Genomic DNA, 24,525 nt, shown 5'->3' with positions numbered 1-24,525 from the left:
AGCCGGCCACAGTTTTCAGGCCCGTGGCCGCCCAAAGCGTTACTTGTGAGGATATCATGCAGAACAAACTTTTTATCGACGGCCAATGGGTCGCTCCTGCGGACGGGGCCATGCTTTCGGTCATCGATCCGGCGACCGAAGAGGTCTTCCACCATATTGCCGCGGCTGGCGCTATGGAGGCCGAAGCAGCCGTGAAGGCGGCCCGAGAGGCCTTCGACAATGGTCCCTGGCCCCATCTTTCGAGCAAGGAGCGTGCGACCTATCTGCGCGCCATTGCGCAGTGCATCCGCGATCGCATGCCGGAGTTGGCCCGTTTGGAAACCCGCGATAACGGCAAACCGCTTCCGGAATCGGAGTGGGATCTTGCCGACGCAGCCGGTTGCTTCGATTTCTATGCGGACCTGGCCGAGGAACTGGACGGCGAGGTGGAAGAGGTGAAGCTTGCAGATGCGCGTTTTGTCTCGAAGGCCGTGCGCGAGCCGCTTGGCGTCGCCGTCGCCATCGTTCCCTGGAACTATCCGCTTCTCATGGCCTCTTGGAAAGTGGCGCCGGCCTTGGCGGCCGGCTGCACCATGATACTCAAGCCCGCCGAAACCACGTCGCTGACTGCGCTTGAGCTTGGGGCGATTGCCGAGGCGGTCGGCCTTCCCAAAGGCGTGCTGAATATCCTGTCCGGCAAGGGCTCGGTCGTCGGACAGGCGCTGGTCGAACATCCTGAGGTCGACAAGGTCGCCTTCACCGGTTCGGGACCGGTCGGCTCGCGTATCATGGCCGTCGGTGCAAAAGACATTAAACGCATCAGCCTCGAACTGGGCGGCAAATCTCCCTTCGTCGTTTTCGCCGACAGCGATATCGAAAAGGCCGTCGAATGGATCATGTTTGGCATCTTCTGGAACCAGGGTCAGGTGTGCTCGGCCACCTCACGGGTTCTCGTTGAGGCATCGCTTTATCCGCGACTGCTTGAGCGGCTGGTGGAGGAAGCGAGGAAAATCAAGATGGGCAATGGCCTCGAAGAGGGTGTTCTGCTCGGCCCGCTCGTCAACAAGGGCCAGTACGAGGATGTTTTGCGCCATATCGACCGTGCTGTCGAACAGGGCGCGACGGTGGCCTGCGGCGGCAGATGCGATATCTTCGACAAGGGCTTCTGGGTCGCGCCCACAATCCTGACAGATACGGCGCTCGACAGCGACGCCTGGGTCGAAGAAATTTTTGGTCCGGTGGTCTGCATTCGTCCCTTTGAGACCGAGGAGGAGGCGATACGCGTTTCCAACGACTCGCGTTTTGGCCTGGCTGCTGCGGTTATGTCGGCGGACGACGAACGCTGCGAACGCGTGGCTGCCGCCTTGCGCGCCGGCATCGTCTGGATCAACTGTTCGCAGCCGACCTTCACCGAAGCGCCATGGGGCGGCTACAAGCAGTCCGGTATCGGCCGCGAACTCGGCCGCTGGGGCCTGGACAATTATCTGGAGACCAAACAGATCACTCGCCTGGTCAGCGATGAACCCTGGGGATGGTATCTGAAATGACCTTCGACAAGGAGCTCGATATCCTGTTGGTCCATTGCCAGGGCGAAAGCGGCAATGTTCTCCTCAATGGCGCGCCCGAAATTCCGGGCGCGACTATCCTCGACAAGATGAACCATCTCAACGATGTGGACCCATCACTGCGTCTGTTCCTGACGCGCGAGCCGCGGGCGCAGGTTGTTCACACGACGAACCTGCTTTTGGCTCCGACCCGGCCCGATGCCGATGCCGCATTTATCGTGCTGCAGCCGGACCGTGCCCATCCGATGTCGGGCTCCAATTGCATTTGCGTTGTCACGGCCCTTCTGGAAACCGGCCGGGTCAAAATGGTTGAGCCGCAAACTATTGTCCGCCTGGACACGGCAACCGGTCTGATCGTTGCCCGGGCGCGTTGCGAAAACGGCCGGTGTTTGTCGGTCAGCCTCGACAACGTGCCAGCATTTGTCCAGCAACTCGATGCTGCGATCGACACGCCGAAATGGGGCTCAATCAAAGTCGACATTGCCTTTGGCGGAGTCTTCTACGCCCAGATCGACGTGGATCAGGTTGGGCTGCGCATCGTGCCGGAAGCGGCCCGCGCACTTGCTGAGACGGGAACGGAGATCAAATCGCTGCTGGCGGATCAGGTTGCGGTAGACCACCCTGAGATCCCCGGCCTGAACGAGATCGCCTATGTGATGTTCCGCGAGTATCAGGCGGACGGTTCTGTCGTCACATGCACGACGCTGAAGCCGGGCCGCGTTGACCGTTCGCCCTGCGGCACGGGATCCTCGGCCAACCTCGCAATCCTGCACGCACGGGGGAGGGCGAAAACCGGTCACAGTTGCGTTTCGCGCAGCATCATCGGTGGCACCTTCACGTCGGAGATCCTGGGAGAGACCACGGTCGGAGGACGCCCAGCCGTCATGCCGCGCATCACCGGCCAGGGATATGTCTTCGGCCGCCAGCAATTGCGATTGGATCCGAAGGATCCGTTCGCGCAGGGGTTTGCCCTGTCGGACACCTGGGGTCCGCAAGTGGGTGAACTATGAAGCTTTCAGGACAATCCATCCTTGTGACCGGCGCCACGGGTGCGATCGGTCAGGCGATCTGCCGCGCGCTGGTGGCTGACGGTGCCAAGGTTGTCATCCATTATGGCCGGAACCGCGATACCGCAGAGACGCTTCTGGCGTCGCTTGACGGCAAGGGCTGGTGCTTGCCTGCCGATCTGTCAGACCCCGCCGGTCCGCAGGCGTTGTGGGACCAGTCCACGGCACTCGCCGGCAGGCTGACGGGGCTGGTCAACAACGCCGGCATCCGGTCCGAAGTCTCGATCGAGGCCACTATGGAAGAGTGGCAACGGGTCTGGGCGCGCGAAATGCGGGTCAACTTTCTGTCGGCGGTCGATCTGTCAAAGCTTGCCATTCAGCATTTCCGTCAGAATGGCGGCGGGCGGATCGTCAACATGGCAAGCCGCGCCGGCCAGCGTGGCTATACGTCCAGCGCCATGGCCTATGGCGCCTCGAAGGCCGCATTGCTCAACCTCACCAAATCCATCGCGCAAAGCCATGGGCATGAAGGTGTAACCTCAGTCGCGCTTGCGCCGGGCTGGGTGCGCACCGAAATGGCCGAAGCCTATATCGCCGAGCACGGCGAGGCTGCAGCCTTGGCCGGCATCCCTATCGCCCGGATGGCCGACCCGCAAGAAATCGGTGAGATCACCGCCTTTGCCTTCCGCCCCTCACAGGCCTCATTGAACGGTGCTGTCCTGGACGTGAATGGCGGCAGCTACATGAGGTAATTTCCATGCGTTTCAAAGAAAAAGTTATCATCGTCACAGGCGCCGCCGGTGGGATAGGAGGGGCGATCAGCGCCCGCTTTGCCGCCGAAGGCGCGCGGGTGATCGTCACCGACATGAATCTTGAAGGCGCCGAGGCGACTGTCGCGCAGCTCGCAGCCGAGGGCGGCAACGCCCGTGCGCTGGCCAGCGACATCTCCACAGCCGAGGGCTGCCGCACCATCATCCAGAACGTCATCTCAACCGAAGGGCGCATCGATGTGCTCTGCAACAATGCAGGCATCAACCGCCGCGGCAATCTACTTTCGCTCACGCCGGACGACTGGCGCCTGAGCTTCGCGGTCAATGTCGATGCGATGTTCCACCTTTGCCAGGCGGCACTTCCCCACATGATCGATGCGGGCGGTGGTGCGATCGTCAACACCGCATCCCAATGGGGTCTGTATCCAGCGCCGAACCACATCGCCTACAACGTGACGAAGGCGGCGGTTGCCAGCTTTACGCAGAACCTCGCCCGCGACTATGCGCCCGACAATATCCGCGTCAATGCCGTCTGCCCCGGCGAAATCCACACACCGATGCTGGAGGCCGGCGTAAAGCGTTCAGGACGCACCATCGCCGACCTCGACAAGCTTGTGCCCTTCGGTCGCATTGGCAAACCCGAAGAAGTCGCTGCGCTGGTCGCCTTCCTCGCATCTGACGAAGCGGCATTCATGTGCGGATCACTGGTGGAAATCACCGGTGCGCAGGCCGTTGGGTGACATCCAGATACCCTGGGTTTCGGCACCAAAAGGAATTCGAATGATGGTCGGATCGACAGGCCGCATTTTGCGAGATCTGCTGCTCCAGCCACCCAAGGCCGCGCCCATGCTATCACTGGCGCGCCGAAAATTTTGACAAACTCCAATTCGGTCGAATCCACACCGAGATCAGCCATGCTTGGCGAAGTAGAGAGGCAATCATGTTAGGGACGGGAGCTGGGCGTGGCCGGCCGACAAGGTTGCTCGGATACCCTCAACCTATTGCAGTGAAGCCGCCGGAAGAATTGGAGTAGATGACTAATAGCGGGAGGTTAGCCAGACGCCTACGAGTGTCACAGCCAATCCCAAGAACATCGCCAAAGTGAGAGGCTCGGAAAACAGCGCCCACGCCCACAACATAGTCACGGGCGGGCTGAGGTAGATCGCAGCGCTGACCTTTGCCACCGGAAACAGGCGAAGACTGGTGTAGTAGACAGCGTAAGCGAGGAAGGTCGCGATCAGGACCAGCCAAGCCGTACCCATTGCGAAGTTTAGCGTCATCGGGGGGACGAGATCGCCCTGCATCATAGCGCACAAGCCGAAGAGCACCGAACCCGTCAGCGTCTGGATGCAAAGTCCCTGATGAAGGGGCATCTGATGGCTCTTCCGCCGCTTATACAGAACCGAGGCGATTGCAAAGACGAACATCGAGCCGACGGTCAACCCATAGGCCCAGAGCGGAGCGGTACCGAAGCTCAGGCTCTCGAAAGACACGATCAGCACACCGACCACCGCGACCACCGTTCCAAGCCATTGCCGCCGTGTCAGACGTTCGCCGAGGACGGGTTGCGAAAGGCCCGCGATCGCAAGCGGCAGGAGGTCCGCGATCAGTGCGACTAGCCCTGTCGGCACTCGCTGTTCGATCGCCAGCGCGAAACCACCCAGATAGAGAAACACGGCCATGACACCGAAGAGTGCCTGATCCAACACCGCGCGCAGGCTGATCCTTGGGCCGATCGCCAGTGCAAAGGGAAGCAGGATCAGGCCTGACAGAAGCGTGCGCCAGAATAGCACCAGCATCACACTCGCTTCCTCGGCGGCGTAGCGAATTCCGACGAACCCGGAACTCCATCCAACAACCAGGAGCGTTGCCAGGAGTGGCCATAAAAGACGGTTGTTGTTTGAGGCTGCGGCGGAGAGGGGCTGATCTGTCATCGATAACTCAGTGTGGAAACGGACACCGTTCGATATGCAAATCGCAGCCACGACGCACATGACAAATTTCGATCAATGCATGACACTTCGCAAGAAAATGTCATGCAGTTTGTTCTCGTGTGATATGAAGCGTCACAGAAATTTGGAAACGGATCTGGGTCTTGAACGAACTCACCAATCGCCGTCTGGAGATCGACGCTTTGCGGGCATTGTGGGCAATCCGACATCACGGTGGCGTCACCCGAGCAGCTCGGGCTTTGGGCCTTTCGCAATCTGCAGTCAGCCACAAGATCAAAAGACTTGAGACGAGCCTCGATTGCGAACTGCTCGGCCGCACGTCTGGGGGGCCGACGTTTACCGCGGCTGGCGAAGATCTGCTCGATTATGCCGGCAGAATTCTAGGAATCCACGACGAGGCGCTCCTAAGCCTTTCGAAGACACCATTGGCAGGGCGTCTCGCGCTTGGGCTCACCGAGGATACTGCGTGCAGCGACCTTGCTCGCATACTCGGACGATTTCGACATCTGCATCCGAATGTTTCCGTCCGTACGAAGGTACGGATGAGCCTCGTTCTTCGCGCCATGCTTGATCGGAAAGAACTCGACGCCGCCATCGTTCAGGTCTTCGCACACGAGGTCCGGCCTACCGATGTCGTCCTTCTCCGGGAGAACCTCCATTGGGTGAGACATCCGGATTTGGTTCTGCCCGAGTGCGGGCCTATGCCTTTTCTTTCGTTCGACGATGATTGTTTTTATCGCCAGTGGGCACTCGACATTGGTCAAGACGACGAAGTGGTTTTGGAAACCGTTTTCGAATGCTCAAGTGCCGCGGGAATCGTCTCGGCGGTCAACGCGGCTATGGGTGTGGCGCTCTTGAGCGATCGGCATATTCGCGGTGAGATGGTGGTAGTCAACAGCCGTCTGCCTTCCCCGCCATCATTGGCCTATGTTATCCGACGAGCCCGCGGGACGAGAAATCCGGCACTCGACACCTTGATCGTGCAGATGGAAAAAGAGATCAGCCGCCATGGAGGTCTAACGTTGGCGAGTTAATTCCCCCGCATGCACGAAGCAACGAAGATCTGATAGTGGTCTCCAAGAGGGACGGCAGGGAAACGTCGGTCCCGTCGCGAGTTTAGGTTATTTCGGGACTGTCCGATCAGGATGGACGCCCCGAATTGAGGCCTACCATCGCTCCTCGGCTGGCATTTGGTAGCGTGCGTCAGCGGTGCTCAGCATCAAATGCAAAAGCAGCGAACCGGTCGATGTGCTCGGGCGAAGGGGCGGTTTCCATACGGATTTTGCGCGTTTAGGATCGCATATTATATCGACGGGAACTCACGACCTAGCACCCGTGATGAGGTGCAAGGCAGAGTTGCCCTTTGTGACCGCTGCTACTGTTAGCTTGCGATCGAATGTCGCCAGTTGCCCGTCGTGCGCCATGGCGAGCGCAAGCAGATAAGTATCGGTTATCTGGCCCGAAGTCAGGATTTTCGCGGGAGCGATAGCATCGGACCCGACGAGGCTCACATCGTCTGGCCAAAAACGATGGCCAGGGAGCGATCGCAACTTGCTGACGATCTCCATCATGAGTGCCGGCGAGCCGGGGGAATTGGGGTATTTGGGGTTGCCAACGATCCGGATCACACCGTTTTCAGTTATGGGACAGGTCGCCCAAGCGGTCTGGCCGGTCGACGCAAACCAATCGTGCGCATCATCATGGGCTACATGGCCCGGATCGATCAACGCGATCAGGACATTAACGTCGAGCAGGAAAGTCACGGCAGTTCGTCACGCAAGGCGTTGACGATTTCGAGGGTAACTGGCGGGGTATCCGGTCGTGATGTCAGAAGAGGAATTCCATTGCGCTCGTTACCGCTGCGGGGCCGGCGCAAAGAACGTCTTGCTAGTTCGGAAATGACCTCGCCAAGGCTCCGATGCTGCTGGGTTGCCATGGCCTTGGCTGCAATCAGGACATCGTCATCGATCGCAAGTGTCGTTCTCATATCTGCCTCATCGCGCATCAGTCATCACGCATCATATAGGGCAAGAGGTTGAATTTCTCAAGACTGATACAGAAGAGCGTCGCAGCCGTTCAGCCTGCGTGCCGCCGGAGGGCGGCCAGGAATGACGTCGACTTGCGCCCCAACGTTGCGGCCTCCGGCCCGCACACCGCCGCATAGATGAACGATAGGAGTCGCCGGGCCCAATCTTCACGACGCCCCAACTGATCTTCGCTGGCACGGTCTCCGTCGGCGTATCGACATCCAATTTTTGCACGCCTGAGCACAGTAGGAGCGCGCGTCCAAGTCCGAATATCTTTTGAATTCAAGACTTGGACGAGGCGCGCAGTGCCGAGGCGGGATAGCGCAAGGTCGGATCGAACGGGTTGAGCTTGTTGCTGATCGCCTGCGCTTCCGATTTCAGCAGATCGGTGATCGTGCCGCTGCGCATTTCGGTCAGTCGAGATGCCAGGGTCCCGATGCTTAAGGAGGCGACGGCAATGCCGTTTCGATCGAGAACCGGAACGCCCAAGCCGGCCATGCCTTCAATCATCTCGAAATTCATTTGGGCGGCGCCGATGCGGCGCACCTCCTCGATCTTGATGCGCAGATCAACTTCATCGATCGCCGCACGATCCATGATGCGGGGCATGTTGAACTTGATGATGGCCTCGCGCTCCTCCTCCGGCAGGTAGGAGAGGATGGCAATGCTGCCCTGACCGATGCCCAATGGCACCTTGCCGCCGATGTCGCCGGTGAATGAGCGGATGGGGAATGGTCCCTCGACGCGGTCGAGGCAAATTGCATCGAAGTTGCTGCGCACCAGCAGAAACACTGTGTCGTTGAAGGTTGCCGAGAGCCGCAGCAGTGACGGGCGGGCGATATCGAGGATGCCCTCGCGCCGCCTTGCCTGCGAGGCGATGGAAAAGAACTCCAGCGACAGACGGTAGGATTTGCTGTCCGGCATCTGCTCGACCATGTCCTCGGCGATCAGGGTCTTCAGCAGACGATGTGCCGACGGTTGGCTCAGATTCAACCTGCGCGCAAGGTCGATCAACCGCACACCTTCCACCGACTGGGCCGCCAGATCTTTCAGGATGTGGATTGCCTTCGAGAGGCTGGAGCTGCCGACGGCTTCTGATTCCGAAATCTGCGTCATCAATTTAAAGATCCCTTATCGATATTCCGAATTATGGACTTTTTTCATAAAAAATTTCAACATAGAAAATTCGGTTTGTGTTTTTTGTCAAACTCCGGAAATTAACCGGCAAGCCCTTCTCAAGGTGGCGGATGGAAAACGTGGACGGACTGCCGTTCGTCCCGGCCGGGAAAACTGTGCGGTCCTGTCGTGACAGCCGCAGTTGCTGACTTCGGCATCTGTCTGAGCGGGCCCGATGGATTTTGACGACGTGTCGTTGCCGCATGGATCGCTGACAATAAAATCAGGGCAGGCGATCTCTCCAGGCAATGAATGACGGGAGAGCGAGCATGAGTTTCCTCAGCCTAAAACAGGTTTCCAGATTCTACGGATCGGTTGCCGCTGTTCACAATTTCGAACTTGGTGTGGAGAAGGGCGAGTTCATTTCGCTTCTGGGACCATCCGGTTGCGGCAAAACGACAACGCTACAAATGATCGCGGGTCTCGTGCGTCCCTCCTCGGGCACGATCATGATGGGCGGCCGCGACATCACCTACATGCCGCCGCCGCAACGGCAGCTCGGCGTGGTCTTTCAAAGCTACGCGCTCTTCCCGCACATGACGGTTGCGCAAAATGTCAGCTTCGGCCTCGAGATGCGCAAGGTTGCGAAGGCCGAGCGCGAAACGCGCATCAAGGACATTCTTGCTCTTGTGCACCTCTCGGCGCTCGCCGATCGATATCCGCGCGAGATGTCCGGCGGCCAGCGCCAGCGTGTGGCGATCGCCCGTGCGCTGGTCATCAATCCGCCGGTTCTGCTGCTGGATGAGCCGCTGTCCAACCTCGATGCCCAGCTTCGCGAAGAGATGCAGTTCGAGCTGCGTCGCATCCAACAGGCCGTCGGCATCACCACCATCATGGTTACTCACGACCAGGCCGAGGCGCTCTCCATCAGCGACCGCGTCGTGGTCATGGAGAAGGGCAAGATCACTCAGGTCGACACGCCCTACGAACTCTATGAACACCCGCGCAACGATTTCATTTCTTCCTTTGTCGGAAAGTCGAACTTCATGCCGGCGACTGCGGTCGCAAACGGTGCGGGCGCGACTGTCTGCATCGGCAACACCGACATCGTGTTCGAGACGGGCAGCAAGCCGGCAAGCAAGGATGTTTCCGTATTCATCCGCCCGGAAAAGCTGCGTCTGACGACACCATCCCACGGGCAGCTTCAGGGAACCGTCACCACCCGCTACTTCATGGGCAGCCAGTGGCTGGTCAGCGCTGCGACCCCTGCCGGCGTTCTGGCCGTCGCCGTTCCCAATCTCGGCGCACCGCCGCCGCTGGAAGGCGAAAATGTGGGCCTGTCCTGGCAGCATGGCGACTGTCGCGTTCTCGCTGCGGGAGCGGCCGAGTGATGGACGCGGCGACCCCTGTGGCGGCGCCGCGCGCCTTCGCCCCGTTGTTCCTTTCGGCTCCGCCAACGCTGTTTTTCATCGGGCTTGTTCTGCTGCCCCTGGCGCTAACGATCATCCTGTCGTTCAACAGCTACGACTATACCGCCGGCATTCAGAATGACTTCTCGCTCGCAAACTATCTGACCGTTCTGCAGGACGAGTATTACCTCTCGACCTTCTGGCGTACGCTGCGCCTGGCACTGCTGACCACTGTGATCGCCGTGCTGATCGGTGTTCCGGAAGCCTACATCCTCTCCAACATGCGCAAGCCCTGGCGGTCGATCTTCCTGCTCGTCATCATCGGCCCGTTGCTGGTCTCGGTGGTCGTGCGCACCTTTGGCTGGAGCATGCTGCTGGGCAAGAACGGGCTGGTGAACGGCGCGCTTGCCGCCGTCGGCCTCGAGCCGGTGCAACTGCTCTACACCGAAGCGGCGATCGTCATCGGCCTCGTCCACATCATGCTGCCGTTCATGGTCATCCCGGTTTGGACTGTGCTGCAGAAGCTGGATCCGACCGTCGAGGCGGCGGCGCTCACGCTCGGCGCATCCCGCTTTACCGCCCTGCGCCGGATCGTCTTTCCGCAAGCCGCCCTTGGCATTCTCTCCGGCAGCCTGATCGTTTTTGCGCTGTCGGCGAGTTCCTTCGCCATTCCCGGCCTTCTCGGTGGGAGGCGGCTGAAGATGGCAGCGACCCTCGTCTACGACGAGTTCCTGATCGAACTCAATTGGCCGCTCGGCGCCACCATCGCCATCATCGTCCTCGTCGCCAACCTCGTGATCATGCTCGCCTATAACAGGCTCATCGAGCAGCAGGCCAAACGGAAGCTGGGTTGAAATCATGCAGAGAAACGGTCCTGTCGCGCTGGTCTTTCACAGCCTCATCGTCGTGTTCATGCTGGCTCCCATGGTCGTGGTGTGCCTCGTGGCCTTCACCCCTGAAAACACTTTGGCCATGCCATGGAACGGCCTGTCGCTGCGCTGGTTCGAGGCAGTCTTCCGCCACAACGACTTCATGTCGTCATTCGGCAACAGCATTCGATTGGCCCTCCTTGCGGCAACGATTTCGACATTGCTTGCTGTCCCGGCCGCCCTTGCCATCACACGCTACGAGTTCCGCGGCCGTGATGTGCTGAACGCATTGTTCCTGTCGCCGCTGATCATCCCACATCTGGTTCTTGGCGTTGCCTTTCTCCGGTTGTTTTCGCTGATGGGCATGACCGGCTCCTTCACCTGGCTGGTGGCCACGCATGCAATCATCATCACGCCCTATACGCTGAGGCTCATCCTCGCGTCGTTGACCAGCATGGATCGCAATGCCGAGAACGCGGCCCGCACCCTTGGGGCGGCCGAGTGGACGGTGTTCAAGCGCATCACCTTGCCGTTGCTGCTGCCGGGGATCAGCGGCGGCTGGCTGCTTGCCTTCATCAACAGCTTCGATGAACTGACGATGTCCATCTTCGTCACATCGCCTTCGACCGTGACTTTGCCGGTTCGCATGTACATGTATGCCAGCGAGTCCATCGACCCGATGATGGCCGCGGTTTCCACGCTGATGATTGCGCTTGCGACCGTGACCATGATCGTCCTGGACCGGATGTTCGGGCTCGATCGTCTTCTTGTCGGCAAAGGCTGAGAACGGCGATGTCGAGACAAGCCCTGTTCGAGCGCCGATATCGCCGGGACGAGGAAGCAATCCCGTTCCTGCTCAACGGTTTGCCCGAGATCGGACGACGCGGCGACACGGTCATGACGGCCATCCTTTCGCTCGAAGCCAGCCTTCGCCGCACCGAATTCACCGGCGAGAACCGCGCAGGTTTCTGCCTGATCGGTGCCTGCCAGGATTGCTTCGTGATGACGGCGGACGGTAGCCGCGTGCGTGCCTGCAGCACGGCGCTGAAACCCGGCATGGCTTTTTTCACGACCACGATGGAGCGCGTCGAGCATGACTGATGCTCTGCCGGTCGTGATCATCGGTGCCGGTCCGGCCGGCATCCGCGCCGCCGAACAACTGGTCGAAGCAGGTATCCGGCCGATCGTTCTCGACGAGGGGTTGCGCGCCGGCGGGCAGATCTACCGGCGCCCGATGATCGACGACGGTCGTTCCTACCGCAACCGGTACGGCTCCGAGGCGAGAAAGGCCGAGCAGTTGCACGCGGCCTTCGAGCGGCTCCGCCCGGCAATCGAGTATCGGCCGGAAACACTTGCCTGGAACGTCAGCGGCCAGGAGCGCGGCGGTCACCTCGATGTGATGACTGACGGCGTGCATAACCAGATTGCCTTTTCCAAGCTGCTTTTGTGCACCGGCGCTACGGACCGCGTGCTGCCATTTCCCGGTTGGACGAGGCCGGGCGTATTCACGCTCGGTGCCGCCCAGACGGCTTTGAAGGCGCAAGGCTGCACGGTTGGCGACCGACTGGTTTTCATGGGGTCCGGCCCGCTGCTTTATCTTGTTGCGTGGCAATACATGAAGGCGGGAGCGACAGTGGCCGCCGTGCTCGATACGGCGCCGTTGCGATCGAAAATCCATCTGGTGTCGCTGTTCGTCCGAGCGCCGCGCATCGTCGCGCTCGGCCTGTTCTATGGCGCTCAGCTCCAACTCTCGGGCGTCAAGATCCGATATGGTGTTCGGCCCGAAACGGTCATCGGCGCAGACCGGGTCGAGGGCATCCGCTTTCAGGCGAGTGGCTGCACACAAGAGCTCGAATGCGACGCGATTGCCTACGGGTTTGCGCTGCGCCCGGAAACGCAGCTGGCCGACCTCGCCGGATGTCGCTTCCGCTTCCAGGATCGCGACCGGGCATGGTTGCCGGAACGCGACGCCCTGGGCCGCACGAGCCGGAAGGATGTCTACGTCTCCGGCGACGGCAGCGGTATTGCTGGTGCCGATGCCGCCGAAATCGACGGCCAGCTGGCGGCATTGGCGATCCTCAATGATATGGGCAAGACAGTCGAGGGCGATCGTCTCCGGCAATTGATGGCTCCCCGGGCACGGATCCTGCGCCAGCGCGAAATTCTCGAAAATGCGTTTCCCTTCCCGCGCGACTGGTTCGAGACGGTGCCGGCCGAGACGACGCTTTGCCGGTGCGAGGAAATCAGCATCGGCGAGATCCGCCGCGCGGTCGAGGCCGGGAACATCGGCGAGATCAACCGGATGAAGGCTTTGAGCCGCGTCGGCATGGGGCGTTGCCAGGGCCGGATGTGTTCGGCCGCCGCCGCTGAGGTGCTCTGCAGCATCCGCAATGTCGAGCCGCACGAGGGCGGCCGTCTGCGGGCGCAGGCGCCCGTGAAGCCCATTCCGCTCGGCTTCGGCAGTCCTCTCGATGGGGAGGCAGGCCGATGATCCAGCGCATTTCGGCAGATGTGACCATCATCGGCGGCGGGCTCGTCGGCAGTTCAGCAGCGCTGGCGATGCGCAAGGTCGGACTTGCCGTCGTCTTGATCGACAAGGGCTTCTGCGGCGCCCAGGCAAGCGGTGTCAACTATGGCGGCGTGCGCCGGCAAGGACGGCCTCCCGAGCAATTGCCGCTGTCCCAGCGGGCACACGGCATCTGGCCACGACTGAAGGCGCTGGTCGGCATCGACGGGGAATACGTGCCGTCCGGCCATCTGAAGCTAGCGCGCACCGAGGCGGATTTTGCCAAGCTTGAAGCCTATGCCGAGATAACCAAGCCCTACGGGCTCGATCTCGAACTGGTTTCGGCTTCCGCATTGAAGACGCGTTTCCCCTGGTTGTCGGCGGCAGGCGCAGGTGCATCGCTTTGCCCAGGCGACGGCCATGCCAATCCTAGGCTGGTCTCGCCCGCCTTTGCGCGTGCGGCGGAACGGGCGGGCGTGAAGGTCTTCGAACAGACGCCTGTGCGTGATGTGCGCGCGACCGGCAGCGGATTTGTCATGCTGGCGGGAGAGAATGTCGAAATTCGCAGTCGTCAGATCGTCAACAGCGCCGGTGCCTGGTCCGATACGTTTGCCGCGCAGTTCGGCGAAAGCGTTCCGCTGACCCGCATCTATCCCTCGATGGTGGTCACCGAGCCGCTGCCGGTGCGATTGCCGGTCAGCATGGGCGAGCAGGGCGGCAGTTTTTACGGACGGCAGGTTGCGCGCGGCAACTATGTGATGGGTGGCGGACGCGGAGCAGCACTTGCCGATCCCGATTTCTCGCGGCCGTCGGTGACGGCGGCTTCATCGGTCATGCAGCGCGCCATAGCGCTCTTTCCGCATCTGGCCAATGCCCAGGTCATCCGGTTCTGGTCCGGCACGGAAGCGGAGATGCCTGACGGCAATCCGGTCATCGGCGCAAGCCAGACGACGCCCGGCCTCTTCCACGCCTTCGGATTCTGCGGCGCCGGGTTCCAGATTGCGCCTGCCGTCGGCGAAGTGCTCTCGGAGCTCGTCGCCACCGGGCGAAGCACCACGCCTATCGATGCCTTTTCCATCGGCCGCTTCAGTCAAGCAGCGGCTCAAACTGCAGTCTTGTTGTAAACAGAAAGGGGAATACCATGATTGACCAACGCCTTATGAGAACTTCGGCCCTCGCGCTGCTCGCGTTCGCCGTTCAGCAGACCACCGCCCAGGCGGAAACCAAGACGCTTTACATCGGCATGAATGGCGGCAATTTCGAGCGCGCCTACACCGATCACGTGCTGCCTCCCTTCGAAAAAGCCAACGACGTCAAAGTCGTCATCGTTCCCGGCACCTCCGCCGACATTCTCGCCAAGGCCACGGCTGCCAAGGACAATCCGCAGATGCATGTCATGCTGCTCGACGACGGCGTCATGGTGCGCGCCATTGGCGCCGGGCTTTGCCAGAAGATCGCCGACGATCCTGTGCTTGCTGATATCCAGCCGGCTGCGCGCCTAAAGGATGACATGGCAATCGGCGTCGACATGGGCATGACGGGCCTTGCCTACAACAAGAAGCTCTTTGACGAAAAGGGCTGGCCAGCACCGAGCTCCTGGATGGATATGGCCGATCCGAAGTTCGAAAATGCGGTGGTGTTCCAGTCCGCTTCCGCCTCCAGCTTCGGCCTGCATGCCTTCCTGATGTTCAACCGCATCCAGGGCGGCGACGAGACCAATGTCGAGCCCGGTTTCGAGAAGTTTTCCGATACGATTGGCAAGAACGTCATCGAGTTCATTCCAAGCTCTGCCAAGATATCGGAGATGGTCCAGACCGGCGAAGCGGCAATCTTCCCGCTTACGCCGACGGCGGTCAACAACCTGAAGGACAAGGGTATACCGGTCGAATACGCCCAGCCGAAGGAAGGCTCAGTCGTTCTCGCCGTAACCGAATGCGTCATCGCCGACAACAGTGAGCCGGAGCTCAGCCAGAAGCTTGCCCATTACCTGCTGTCGGCAGAGGCCCAGAGCCTGGCGCTGGACAATGGCAACATCATTCCGTCCAACAGGAACGCCAAAGCCGGCACGGCTGCGGCCAATGAGAAGCTGGCGACCTTCAAGACCAACATGGAAACCGCGAAGGTTCTCGATTGGGATGCTATCAACAGGAGCCGCCAGGACTGGAACAAGCGCTGGAACCGCATGATCGAGCGCTAATGCGCGGAAATTCTTTCCTAGCCGCTTCGGCCTGACATCAAGCGCCCTCCGCTTCCCGGCGGAGGGCGCAGCCGTATCCGGGACTGCTAGCGCACCACGCCTGATATCAGGGCGCTTCATGCCTTGGCCTGACCAATTGTGTTTGCATGAGCATGCTTTAGAACACAGGGATGATCGCTCTCACGAAGATACGCGAGTTAGATATTTCACCGGCCGACGCCGGGATCGGGCCTTTGCATCTAAGTGCTGCAAGCGGGCTCGTGTGCCTGGATTCGATCATCTGCGTCATTGCAGATGATGAGCTTCACCTAGGCGTGTTTTCCTTGATCAACGGGAAGCCCGGTCATCTGATCCGCCTGTTTGATGGCGTGTTGCCAGAGCCCAAGGCTGCCCGCAAGCGGCAAAAACCCGATCTCGAAGCGCTCGCACTCGTTCCCGCCTTCCGGGATTTTCCTCATGGCGCGCTATTGGCATTTGGCTCAGGCTCCAGACCCAACCGCCGCAGGGGCGTTCTGCTTGGACTAGGTCCCGATGCCGACATGCTGATGCCGCCGCGAACCGTGGATCTTTCACCCATTCTTGTTCCGCTCAACGAGGAATTCTCCGAGGTCAATATTGAAGGCGCGGTCGTGGTTGGCGATGAACTGCGCTTGTTCCAGCGCGGCAACAAGAGCCAAGCCGACAACGCGATCATCCGGTTCCCGCTTTCAACAGTACTGGATGCATTGCAGGCCGGGTCTGTCGAAGCCATCAAGCCATTCTCTATCCGCCGGCTAGACTTGGGGGTGCTCCACGGGGTCCCATTCTCCTTCACGGACGCGGCAGTCTTGAGCAACGGCGATATGGTTTTCAGCGCCGTTGCAGAAGATACCGAAGATGCATTCCGTGATGGACCCTGCATCGGCGCTGCTATTGGGGTAGCTGACAATAGTGGTAACTTGCGTTCGTTGCGCCGCCTTGAACGACCACACAAGATAGAGGGTATCCACGCTCGATCGGATGGAGGCCGTCTGGATCTCCTGCTTGTCACTGACGCGGACAACCCAGAGATACCCTCAGTGCTTTTTTCCACCACGATGGAAATCTGAGATCCCGAAAATAGGAAGCGAGCCGGGCGATTCTCTGGGCTATCCGACACGCATGATTTGGGTTCGGGGAACACCTCTTCCCCAAGAGCTTTTGTAGCCAAGGCCCTCCCGATTTCGATCAACCCATCCGATCGATTGAAGCAAACTTCGGCTACTGCGCCTATCACACGGCCAAGCTCCCTTGCCAGGCTGACTGCCGTACCGATACGGACTACGATCGGCAGAGAGAACGCGTCGCAGTTACAGGCGCAACGTGGAAGTGCGCGAATGACGCCCTCGTCTCGGTGGAAACGCCGTTCTACCTTCTTTCTATAGTCCCCACCATCCCCAGATCAGGTAGGATAAGATGGTGATGGCCGATGATTGCGCGGCGTACGGGAATGTCGAACGGTGCCTATTTACTAGGATGAATAGAGGTGGTTATGAGCTCTACAAACGATACCCCAAGCGGCGGTCGACTGAAGATCGGGTTCATTCTCGCCCGCTCCTTTACGCTTTCGGCTTTCGCGTTGTTCGTCGATACTCTGAGATTAGCCAGCGACGAGGCCGACAAATCCGGCAGGGTCTTGGCCGATTGGCAAGTGTTGGGAAGCACGCGTCATCTCATTACATCCAGTTGCGGCGTGCAGGTCGCGCCGACATCAGATTTCATTGACCCAAGCGAGTTCAATTACATCGTCGTCGTCGGTGGGCTACTCAACAGCGAAACGCCTGTTGATCATCACACCGTGGAGTATCTGAAGAAAGCCGCCGCGCGCAAAGTTACGTTGATCGGGGTCTGTACGGGAACATTCATCCTGGCGGACGCGGGTTTGATGAAAAACCACCAAAGTTGCGTGAGCTGGCTTCATCATGACGTGTTCCGGGATCGGTTTCCCGGGCATGAGGTTCGGGCAGACCGGATTTTCAATCTCGATCGCAACCGCGGCTCTTGTGCGGGTGGCAGCAGTGCCGCAGACATGGCCGCTTTCATCGTAAGACGCCACATCAGCAAAGCCGCGGAGCGAAACGCACTCGAAGTGTTGCAGATCGACAAAGCCCGCACCGCCTTGCATATCCAGCCGCGTCGGCCGCTGTCCATAGAATCCAATGATCCCCGGCTCAAGGCGGCACTCATCATAATGGAAAGGAACATCGAGCAAACAGTCTCGATCGACAAGCTTGCTGCGTCCGTTGGACTATCGCGACGGCAGCTCGAGCGCCTATTCGTGGAGAAAGCAAACAGCTCTCCGGCCATTATCTATAGGCGCATGCGTCTGGAGCGGGCAAAGCATCTCGTAATGGAAACGACCGCCCCCTTGATCGAAATCGCGATGGAAGTTGGTTTTGAAAATGCCTCGCACTTCGCAAAAGCCTTCCGAAAAGCGTTTGGCCAATCACCAACCAAGCTGAGGGACGTACTCGCTGTCAATCCGGGAGGACTTCCCCCGGACCCATCGCCCTTCAACAGAACCGACGTGTTGTAAAAATCTACCTTGGCGGCCGAATTGCCGGGTTTAGCCCAACTGGACGCTGGATCTGCCGGGTTTTGCGTTCAGGGTCGCATAATGTATCCTCGGGAATTGCGTCGCGCGATCCAACTCCGCATCGTGCAGGTGCTGAAATGATCGTGAGCAATGCTAGCGGAGCAACGTGTCCTCAGGATCGGGATCGATCGCCTTGCAGACCGCAACGGGCGGTTTGGCGCAGGGCAACCCCGCCCTAACATGGAGGTTCCCAGTGCCTCTGTTCATTGTGCACCATCAGCATTCGCCCCAAACCTGCCCCGCACGCGATCCGGCCAAGGGCGCGATGCTGCTGAACCATTTGAGCCGGCCTAGCGCCGCACGCCATGGCGTGGTCATCAAGGGCGAAGCCGTCGTTCGCGGTTCCCATTCACTGTTCTTCATTGCCGAAGCGGCGGATGAGACCGTCCTCCAAGCGTTCTTGACGCCGTTCCTTCAAGCCGGTGAGGTCGAAGTGATGGCCGCGTCGACCTGCGCCGGGGTCGTGGCGAGCGGCGGCTGCGATGCACGCCCGGCCGACGTTTCCGCCGCGGTGCTCGACCCGGCGGACGCTTGCCAGGACGCCGTTGAGGCGGGGCTCCTAATTCATAGCGTCTATCCGCTGAACGGCGAGACGTCGGTGCAGGACCTCGCGGGCGGGGCAGTCGTGCCCAATGGTCGGTTCTACTTGCGCAATCACTTCGATATTCCGAACCTCGATGGCGAGAGCTATCGGCTCTCCGTCAACGGGCTGGTCGAAAGGTCTTTGAGTCTGAGCATGAGGGACCTTCACAATCTCCATGCTGAGAGCCTCGTGGTGACCCTCGAATGCGCTGGCAACGGCCGCAGCCTGTTCGATCCGGCCGTGCCCGGCGAAGCCTGGGGCCTAGGCGCCGTCAGCACCGCCGAATGGACCGGCGTTCCCTTGAGCAAGGTGATCGAACGGGCAGGCCCGCGGTCCGGCGCGACGGAACTTACGTTCCGCGGTGCGGACGGCGGGCTCGTCGAGGGTCACGATGCGCCGATTCGTTTCGAGCGTGGCCTCAGCTTCGACCAGATTCGCGAAACGGACGCGCTTCTCGCCTACGAGATGAACGGCGAGCCGCTGTCGTCAACTCATGGCTATCCGCTGCGGCTGATCGTGCCCGGTTGGTATGCGGTGGCGTCCGTCAAGTGGCTGACCGAGATCGTCGTTACCGACAAGCCCTGTGAGACCCACTATCAAACGGAGAAGTACTGGTACCAGTGGGTGCGGAACGGGCGCGACGAGCGCGCGCCGGTGACGCTCATGAGTGTGCGGGCGCTGATCTCTTCGCCCGATCAGGGGGAGAGCCTACCGCGCGGCGAGACCGCGATCCGTGGCGTCGCGTGGTCTGGCGCCGGGAGCATATCCAGGGTCGATGTCAGCCTAAACGACGGCCGTGGCGCGAGGCGCGGCTCGTCGGCGAACCGCGGCGCTCTGCCTGGCAATGGTGGGAGTTGATCACGCGACTTGAGCAGACGGGGCCGCTCGCCGTGCGGGCGCGCGCCACCGACATGGCCGGCCGGACTCAGCCTGAGCGCGCCGAGTGGAACCGGCTGGGCTACGGTAACAACTCGATCCACTCTGTGACCGCACAGGTGATCTGAAGCTCAGAGCGAGTGCTCGAAGGGACGTCTGGTCAGCAAAATGTCGCCGCGGCGGAAACGGTCGGAAAGCCAAGTGCATTTACAGCGATCCTACAGCGCCGCGCTACTTCTGCGCCTGCCCCGCCGGCATCGGCTTGACTGGCGCACCGGGGAAGATCTTCTGCAGATTTCCGGCGATCACCTGGTCGCCTTCCGAAACACCCGAGGCCAACCCAATGAGATCGCCGCTGGTCGGGCCGAGGGTGACGAGCCGCTGCTCGACCGTATCGTCCTTGCCGACGACATAGACATATTTGCCGAGCTGGCTCGATCCGAGTGCCGTCTCCGGCACCATCATCACGTTCGGTTCATCCCTGATCTTCAGGCGCACGCGGACATACTGGCCGGGAAGCAGGGTCAGATCGGCGTTGTCGATCGTGGCGCGCGCTACCACCGTTCCGGTATTGCCCTCGACCGTGTTGTTTATGAAGCTGAGGTCGCCGCGGTAACGCGGTTCCTTGTCGCCGGGCAGAAGCACCTCCGCCTCCACTTTGCCCTTTGTCCGAGCCTTCCGGATGTCGGCGAGTTCGGCTTCGCTCGGGTTGAACGAGACATAGATCGGCGAAAGCTGCACAAGGTTGTTGAGCGGGGTTCCGGTCGTGCTGCTGACCAGTGTTCCCTCCGGCGCCAGGTTACGCCCGAGCTGACCGGCAAAGGGGGCGCGGATTTCGGTGTAGTCGAGGTTGATCTCAGCGGTGCGCACCGCCGCCCGCGACATGGCAAGTGCAGCCTCCGCCTGACGCACTGCGCTCTGACGCTGGTCGAAACTGTCCTTGTCCAGATATCCTGTCGTGGCAAGCTCGTTGCCGCGCGTGAGATTGGATCGGAGATAGGCGAGTGACGCTTCGTCCCTTTCAACCTGGGCCTTTGCCTGATCCAGTTCCGCCCGATAGTCGCGTGCGTCGATCCGGTAGAGGAGATCGCCGCCCTGAACATCCGAACCGTCCGGAACCGCCTGTGACTCGATATAGCCGGTGATCTTGGCGCGAAGCGTCACGTTGCGGATCGCCTCGGTCCGTGCGGAATAGTCGAGATAGATGGGGATCGTTTTCTTGACGACAGCCGCGACGGGAACGGGCATGGCCTGTTGCGCCGGAGCCGGGGCGGCCCCGGCATCGCCGCCTTTGATCTCAAACCCGCCATACCTGTAGTGGTAGGCCGCAGCAACGGCGGCGATTATGACCACTGCGGCAAGGACCAGTCTCGAACCACGCATGTTAGGCTCCAATCCTTATTCCGCCGCCTCCGGCTCGTGGCTCTGGCCGACGGGCTTCGAGGAAAGTCCCTCCCGCCATTGTTCGATGACCGCATAGAAGACCGGGACGAAAATGAGTGTGAGAACGGTCGCTGCGAGCATGCCGCCGAACACGGTGGTGCCGATCGACTGGCGGCTGGCAGCACCGGCGCCCTTGGCGTACATCAGCGGCAGCACGCCGAGGATGAAGGCGAAGGCTGTCATCAGGATCGGGCGCAAGCGCAGGCGCGCCGCTTCCGCTGCTGCTGCCACCACATCCAGCCCTTCTTCGCGCCGGCGGCGAGCGAACTCGACGATCAGGATGGCGTTCTTGGCGGCAAGTCCAACCAGCATTACGAAACCGATCTGCGAATAGACGTCGATCTGCATTCCGCGAAGCCACAGTGCCGACAGCGCGCCCAGAAGCGCGAGCGGTACCGAGAGCAGCACCATGAACGGCATCGACCAGCTTTCGTACTGGGCGGCCAGGATTAGGAAGCAGAAAACGAGCGCGAGCGCAAAGACGAGCGCGGCGATCGAACCTGCGCGGATCTCCTGATAGGTAATGCCGGTCCATTCGAATGTGTAGTCCTGCGGCAGCGTCGTACGGGCCACCCGCTCCATTGCCGCTGCCGCCTGGCTTGAACTGAAGCCGGGTGCTGCCGCGCCGTTGATCAGCGCCGAGGGATAGTTGTTGTAGTGGGTGATGGTCTCTGGGCCGACCGTCGACTTGAACGAGCCGAGCGTGTTGAGCGGCACCATTTCGCCCTGGCTGTTGCGCACATAGAACCGTGAAAGATCGGTGGCCGAGGCCCGCGCAGCCTGATCGGCCTGCAGCGTCACGCGGAAGGTGCGACCGAACAGGTTGAAGTCGTTGACATAGAGCGAGCCGAAATAGATCTGCAGCGTGCTGAAGATATCCGGCAGGTTGAGGCCGAGCAGTTTCGCCTTGTCACGGTCGAGATCGTAGTCGAATTGCGGGCTCGACGTGCTGAAGGTGGTGAAGAGCTGGTAAGGATTGATCTCCGGCTGTTTGCGCGCCTCGGCAATCAGCGCCTGGGTTGTGTCGCTGAGCGCCTGTGCACTGCGCCCGGCGAGATCTTCGACCTGAAACTCGAAGCCACCGGTCGCGCCGAGCCCCTGGATCGACGGGGGATCAAAGGCGAGCACCAGGGCGTCCGGGATCTGCAGCAATTGCGGCTGCACCGCCTCGCGCAGCGCCGAAGCGCCTTGTGCCGCGGGACGTTCATCCCATGGCTTCAGAACCGCGAATTGCACGGCGGAATTCGACTGGGCGGCGAAGGACAGGAAATTGAAGCCGACGACGGAGCCGACGAAATCGACACCTGACGTGCCGCGCAGGATCTCTTCGGACCGCCGCGCGACGGCCTGGGTGCGTTCGAGCGAGGCGCCGTCGGGAAGCTGGATGACGACGAAGAAGTAACCCTGGTCCTCGACCGGCAGGAAGGTCGACGGCGTGCGCTGCCAAAGCGCGTAGGTCGAGCCGATGGCGATGAGGAAGAGCGCAAACAGCGCCCAGCGCCAGCGCACGAGCCCGGCTATGCTGCGTGCATAACCATCCGACAGTGCGTGAAAGCCGGTGTTGAACCAACGGAAGAGCGCAAAGCGCGGCTCGCCGCGATAACGCAGCAAGGCGGCGCTGAGCGCCGGGCTGAGGGTCAGCGAGTTGAAGGCGGAAAAGGCGACCGAGATCGCGACCGTCAGGGCGAACTGGTTGTAAAGGCTGCCGGCAACGCCCGGGATGAAGGCGACCGGAATGAAGACCGCAAGCAAGACTGCGGTGGTCGCGATGATCGGGCCTGTCACTTCCTGCATCGCCTTGCGCGTAGCGGCAAGTGGCGGCAGGCCGGCCTCAAGCTGACGTTCGACGTTCTCGACGACGACGATCGCGTCGTCGACCACGAGGCCGATGGCGAGCACCATGCCGAGCAGGCTCAGCATGTTCAGCGAAAAGCCGAACAGATACATGACGACCAGCGTCGCGATCAGCGACACCGGGATGGCGATCGTCGGAATGATCGTAGTGCGCAGGTTCTGCAGGAAGATGAAGACGACGAAGACGACGAGGGCGAGCGCCTCGAGTAACGTAAACACCACATCCTCCATCGCCGCCGAGACGAAGCGGGTGGTGTCGTAAAACATGTGGTAGGCGATGCCTGCGGGGAAGCGCTGCGACAGTTCATCCATTTTGGCCTGGACGCGGCTTTGCAGGTCGAGCGCATTGGAACCAGGCGCCTGGAATACGGCGAGTACGACACTTTCCTTGCCGTTGAAGGTGACCGACGACGAATAGAGCAGTGCCCCGAGTTCGATGCGCGCCACGTCGCGCAGCCGCGTCGTCGCCCCGGTCGTCTGGTCGGCCCGAAGCACGATATCGCCGAACTGCGCCGGATCGCTCAACCGACCGAGCGCGTTGATCTGCATCTCGAAGGGTGTCCCGGCTGGTGCCGGCGATTGCCCGATCTTGCCGCCTGCGACCTGGATGTTCTGTTCGGCGATGACGTTCTGCACGTCGACGGCGGTGATGCCGAGATTGGCCAGACGGTCGGGATCGAGCCAGACGCGCATCGAATAGCGACGCTCGCCGAAGAGCTGGACGTCGCCGACGCCAGGCAGGCGCTTCAATGGATCGAGGATCTGCAGGTAGGCGTAGTTGCTGACGGAGGCGAAATCGACCGAATTGTCGGGCGAATCCAGGCTCACCAGCACGGTGAAGTTCGGGATCTGCTTGGCAATGGTCACGCCGGTCTGGTTGACGAGCGCGGGAAGCGAGGAGGCTGCCTGCGAAACGCGGTTCTGGACGTCGAGTGCGGCGACGTCGATCGGATAGCCCACTTCGAAGGAAATGATGATCCGCGACGAGCCGTCATTCGAACTCGTCGAGGTCATATAGAGCATGCCCGGCACGCCGTTGATTTGCTGTTCGAGCGGCGTCGTCACCGTATCGGCGACGACCTGGGCGCTGGCACCCGGATAGTTGGCGGCGACGACGATCTGTGGCGGCGTCACGTCGGGAAACTGCGAGATAGGCAGCAGGAAATAGCAGATGCCGCCGGCAAGCGTCATGATGATCGCGATCGCCGATGCGAAGATCGGCCGGTGAATGAAGAAGTCGATCATGGCGGGATCGATCCCTGCAAGGCGCCGCCGTGAACGGTCCACGGGGCGCCGTTGTGGTAAAGTGCCCCGCGATTGGAGCGTTCGAAGGGCAGAATGTCTGCGGCAGCGATGCTGGCGGCATTTCGGGAGATCTCGAAAACGGGCAGGCAGACGTCTGCCACGCGGACCTTGCGGTCAGCGGTGCGGTTCTTCGCCTTCGGCCCATCCAGCATGCGCATCGTAAGGCTCCAGCACGAGATCACGATGGGCCGGAGCGACCCAAATCTTGAACGTGATCGAAACTTACAAGTCTGTGCGGTGTGCACTCTGGCTAAAAGACGCCCGACGACCGCGCCCACCGACATTACGCTAGAAATTCTTCTGCAGTTACCGCCGTGTCCCGGAAGCGCCCTCGCGACAAACGGCCACTCCTCGATGCGCCGCTGGCGAAAATGTTACTGGTCGGTAACATCGTCGCATGTTATCTGTCGCCAACGGGTCGTCAAGGGGCAAGTTTTTCCATGCCGACGACGT

Annotated in this window: 21 protein-coding genes and 1 pseudogene; 15 read left to right on the top strand and 7 right to left on the bottom strand. The window is 60.8% G+C overall.

Translation table 11 applies throughout. The annotated features are described in order from the left end of the window. The first annotated feature begins 56 nt into the window (after positions 1-56). Genes BKP54_RS02800 through BKP54_RS02785 form a run of 4 tightly spaced genes read left to right on the top strand, consistent with a single transcriptional unit; the run spans position 57 to position 4,061 of the window. Positions 57-1,526 (top strand): aldehyde dehydrogenase family protein, encoded by a 1,470-nt coding sequence (locus BKP54_RS02800; RefSeq protein ID WP_025430609.1) that lies wholly within the window; start codon positions 57-59, stop codon positions 1,524-1,526. After that, positions 1,523-2,554, top strand: coding sequence for a proline racemase family protein (locus BKP54_RS02795; protein WP_084814240.1), 1,032 nt, complete (start codon positions 1,523-1,525; stop codon positions 2,552-2,554). The genes BKP54_RS02800 and BKP54_RS02795 overlap by 4 nt, the downstream gene beginning before the upstream one ends. Next, positions 2,551-3,303: an SDR family NAD(P)-dependent oxidoreductase gene (locus BKP54_RS02790; RefSeq protein WP_084814239.1), complete on the top strand. Its 753-nt coding sequence runs from the start codon at positions 2,551-2,553 to the stop codon at positions 3,301-3,303. Before BKP54_RS02795 ends, BKP54_RS02790 begins: the two co-directional genes overlap by 4 nt. Positions 3,304-3,308: 5 nt before the next feature. Continuing rightward, entirely contained in the window at positions 3,309-4,061 is a 753-nt protein-coding gene (locus BKP54_RS02785) for an SDR family NAD(P)-dependent oxidoreductase (protein ID WP_084814238.1), read from the top strand. Positions 4,062-4,358: 297 nt separating this feature from the next. Here BKP54_RS02785 and BKP54_RS02780 read toward each other — a convergent pair whose 3' ends face one another. Beyond that, positions 4,359-5,255, bottom strand: coding sequence for a DMT family transporter (locus BKP54_RS02780; protein ID WP_084814268.1), 897 nt, complete (start codon positions 5,253-5,255; stop codon positions 4,359-4,361). Positions 5,256-5,416: 161 nt separating this feature from the next. On the opposite strand from BKP54_RS02780, the gene BKP54_RS02775 reads away from it, so the two are divergent. After that, the gene (locus BKP54_RS02775; RefSeq protein ID WP_084814237.1) at positions 5,417-6,307 is read left to right on the top strand and encodes a LysR family transcriptional regulator; all 891 of its coding nucleotides are present in this window, start codon (positions 5,417-5,419) and stop codon (positions 6,305-6,307) included. A 285-nt stretch (positions 6,308-6,592) separates the two neighbouring features. On the opposite strand, the gene BKP54_RS02770 is transcribed toward BKP54_RS02775, so the two are convergent. The 3 genes from BKP54_RS02770 to BKP54_RS02760 form a co-directional block, all read right to left on the bottom strand. After that, the gene (locus tag BKP54_RS02770; RefSeq protein WP_084814236.1) at positions 6,593-7,036 is read right to left on the bottom strand and encodes a TA system VapC family ribonuclease toxin; all 444 of its coding nucleotides are present in this window, start codon (positions 7,034-7,036) and stop codon (positions 6,593-6,595) included. Next, the gene (locus BKP54_RS02765; protein ID WP_128090363.1) at positions 7,033-7,260 is read right to left on the bottom strand and encodes a CopG family transcriptional regulator; all 228 of its coding nucleotides are present in this window, start codon (positions 7,258-7,260) and stop codon (positions 7,033-7,035) included. Before BKP54_RS02765 ends, BKP54_RS02770 begins: the two co-directional genes overlap by 4 nt. 322 nt (positions 7,261-7,582) lie before the next feature. Next, on the bottom strand, positions 7,583-8,416 hold the full coding sequence (locus BKP54_RS02760) for an IclR family transcriptional regulator (RefSeq protein ID WP_084814235.1): 834 nt from the start codon (positions 8,414-8,416) through the stop codon (positions 7,583-7,585). A 329-nt stretch (positions 8,417-8,745) separates the two neighbouring features. On the opposite strand from BKP54_RS02760, the gene BKP54_RS02755 reads away from it, so the two are divergent. From BKP54_RS02755 to BKP54_RS02710, 10 genes and pseudogenes are all read left to right on the top strand, one after another. Beyond that, entirely contained in the window at positions 8,746-9,807 is a 1,062-nt protein-coding gene (locus BKP54_RS02755; protein ID WP_084814234.1) for an ABC transporter ATP-binding protein, read from the top strand. Continuing rightward, positions 9,807-10,679 (top strand): ABC transporter permease, encoded by an 873-nt coding sequence (locus BKP54_RS02750; RefSeq protein WP_084814233.1) that lies wholly within the window; start codon positions 9,807-9,809, stop codon positions 10,677-10,679. The genes BKP54_RS02755 and BKP54_RS02750 overlap by 1 nt, the downstream gene beginning before the upstream one ends. Before the next feature lie 4 nt (positions 10,680-10,683). After that, positions 10,684-11,478: an ABC transporter permease gene (locus BKP54_RS02745; protein WP_084814232.1), complete on the top strand. Its 795-nt coding sequence runs from the start codon at positions 10,684-10,686 to the stop codon at positions 11,476-11,478. 8 nt (positions 11,479-11,486) lie between these two features. Beyond that, positions 11,487-11,795, top strand: coding sequence for a (2Fe-2S)-binding protein (locus tag BKP54_RS02740; RefSeq protein WP_084814231.1), 309 nt, complete (start codon positions 11,487-11,489; stop codon positions 11,793-11,795). Beyond that, positions 11,788-13,185, top strand: coding sequence for an FAD/NAD(P)-binding oxidoreductase (locus BKP54_RS02735; protein WP_084814230.1), 1,398 nt, complete (start codon positions 11,788-11,790; stop codon positions 13,183-13,185). The genes BKP54_RS02740 and BKP54_RS02735 overlap by 8 nt, the downstream gene beginning before the upstream one ends. Beyond that, positions 13,182-14,324 carry an FAD-dependent oxidoreductase gene (locus tag BKP54_RS02730; RefSeq protein ID WP_084814229.1) on the top strand — a complete coding sequence of 381 codons (1,143 nt, stop codon included), beginning with the start codon at positions 13,182-13,184 and terminating at the stop codon, positions 14,322-14,324. Before BKP54_RS02735 ends, BKP54_RS02730 begins: the two co-directional genes overlap by 4 nt. Before the next feature lie 17 nt (positions 14,325-14,341). Next, entirely contained in the window at positions 14,342-15,397 is a 1,056-nt protein-coding gene (locus BKP54_RS02725) for an ABC transporter substrate-binding protein (RefSeq protein WP_084814228.1), read from the top strand. Positions 15,398-15,567: 170 nt separating this feature from the next. Further along, the gene (locus tag BKP54_RS02720) at positions 15,568-16,485 is read left to right on the top strand and encodes a hypothetical protein (protein WP_084814227.1); all 918 of its coding nucleotides are present in this window, start codon (positions 15,568-15,570) and stop codon (positions 16,483-16,485) included. Positions 16,486-16,907: 422 nt separating this feature from the next. Continuing rightward, a complete protein-coding gene (locus BKP54_RS02715; RefSeq protein ID WP_084814226.1) occupies positions 16,908-17,951 on the top strand; it encodes a GlxA family transcriptional regulator in 1,044 nt (347 codons plus the stop codon). A 166-nt stretch (positions 17,952-18,117) separates the two neighbouring features. Beyond that, positions 18,118-19,598, top strand: a pseudogene (locus tag BKP54_RS02710) (sulfite oxidase). Positions 19,599-19,701: 103 nt separating this feature from the next. On the opposite strand, the gene BKP54_RS02705 reads toward BKP54_RS02710, so the two are convergent. From BKP54_RS02705 to BKP54_RS02695, 3 genes are read right to left on the bottom strand one after another with little or no spacing between them, the layout of a single operon-like run. After that, on the bottom strand, positions 19,702-20,853 hold the full coding sequence (locus BKP54_RS02705) for an efflux RND transporter periplasmic adaptor subunit (protein WP_084814225.1): 1,152 nt from the start codon (positions 20,851-20,853) through the stop codon (positions 19,702-19,704). A 15-nt stretch (positions 20,854-20,868) separates the two neighbouring features. After that, positions 20,869-24,012, bottom strand: coding sequence for a multidrug efflux RND transporter permease subunit (locus BKP54_RS02700; protein ID WP_084814224.1), 3,144 nt, complete (start codon positions 24,010-24,012; stop codon positions 20,869-20,871). Beyond that, complete coding sequence (locus tag BKP54_RS02695) at positions 24,009-24,230, bottom strand: hypothetical protein (RefSeq protein WP_084814223.1); 222 nt, start codon at positions 24,228-24,230, stop codon at positions 24,009-24,011. The genes BKP54_RS02700 and BKP54_RS02695 overlap by 4 nt, the downstream gene beginning before the upstream one ends. Positions 24,231-24,525: the final 295 nt, after the last annotated feature.

The sequence above is a fragment of the Ensifer sp. 1H6 genome (genome assembly GCF_001976035.1).
Classification (GTDB): domain Bacteria; phylum Pseudomonadota; class Alphaproteobacteria; order Rhizobiales; family Rhizobiaceae; genus Ensifer; species Ensifer canadensis.
Note: the sequence above shows the minus strand (reverse complement) of the source record. Positions and strands in the feature narration are given on the sequence as shown.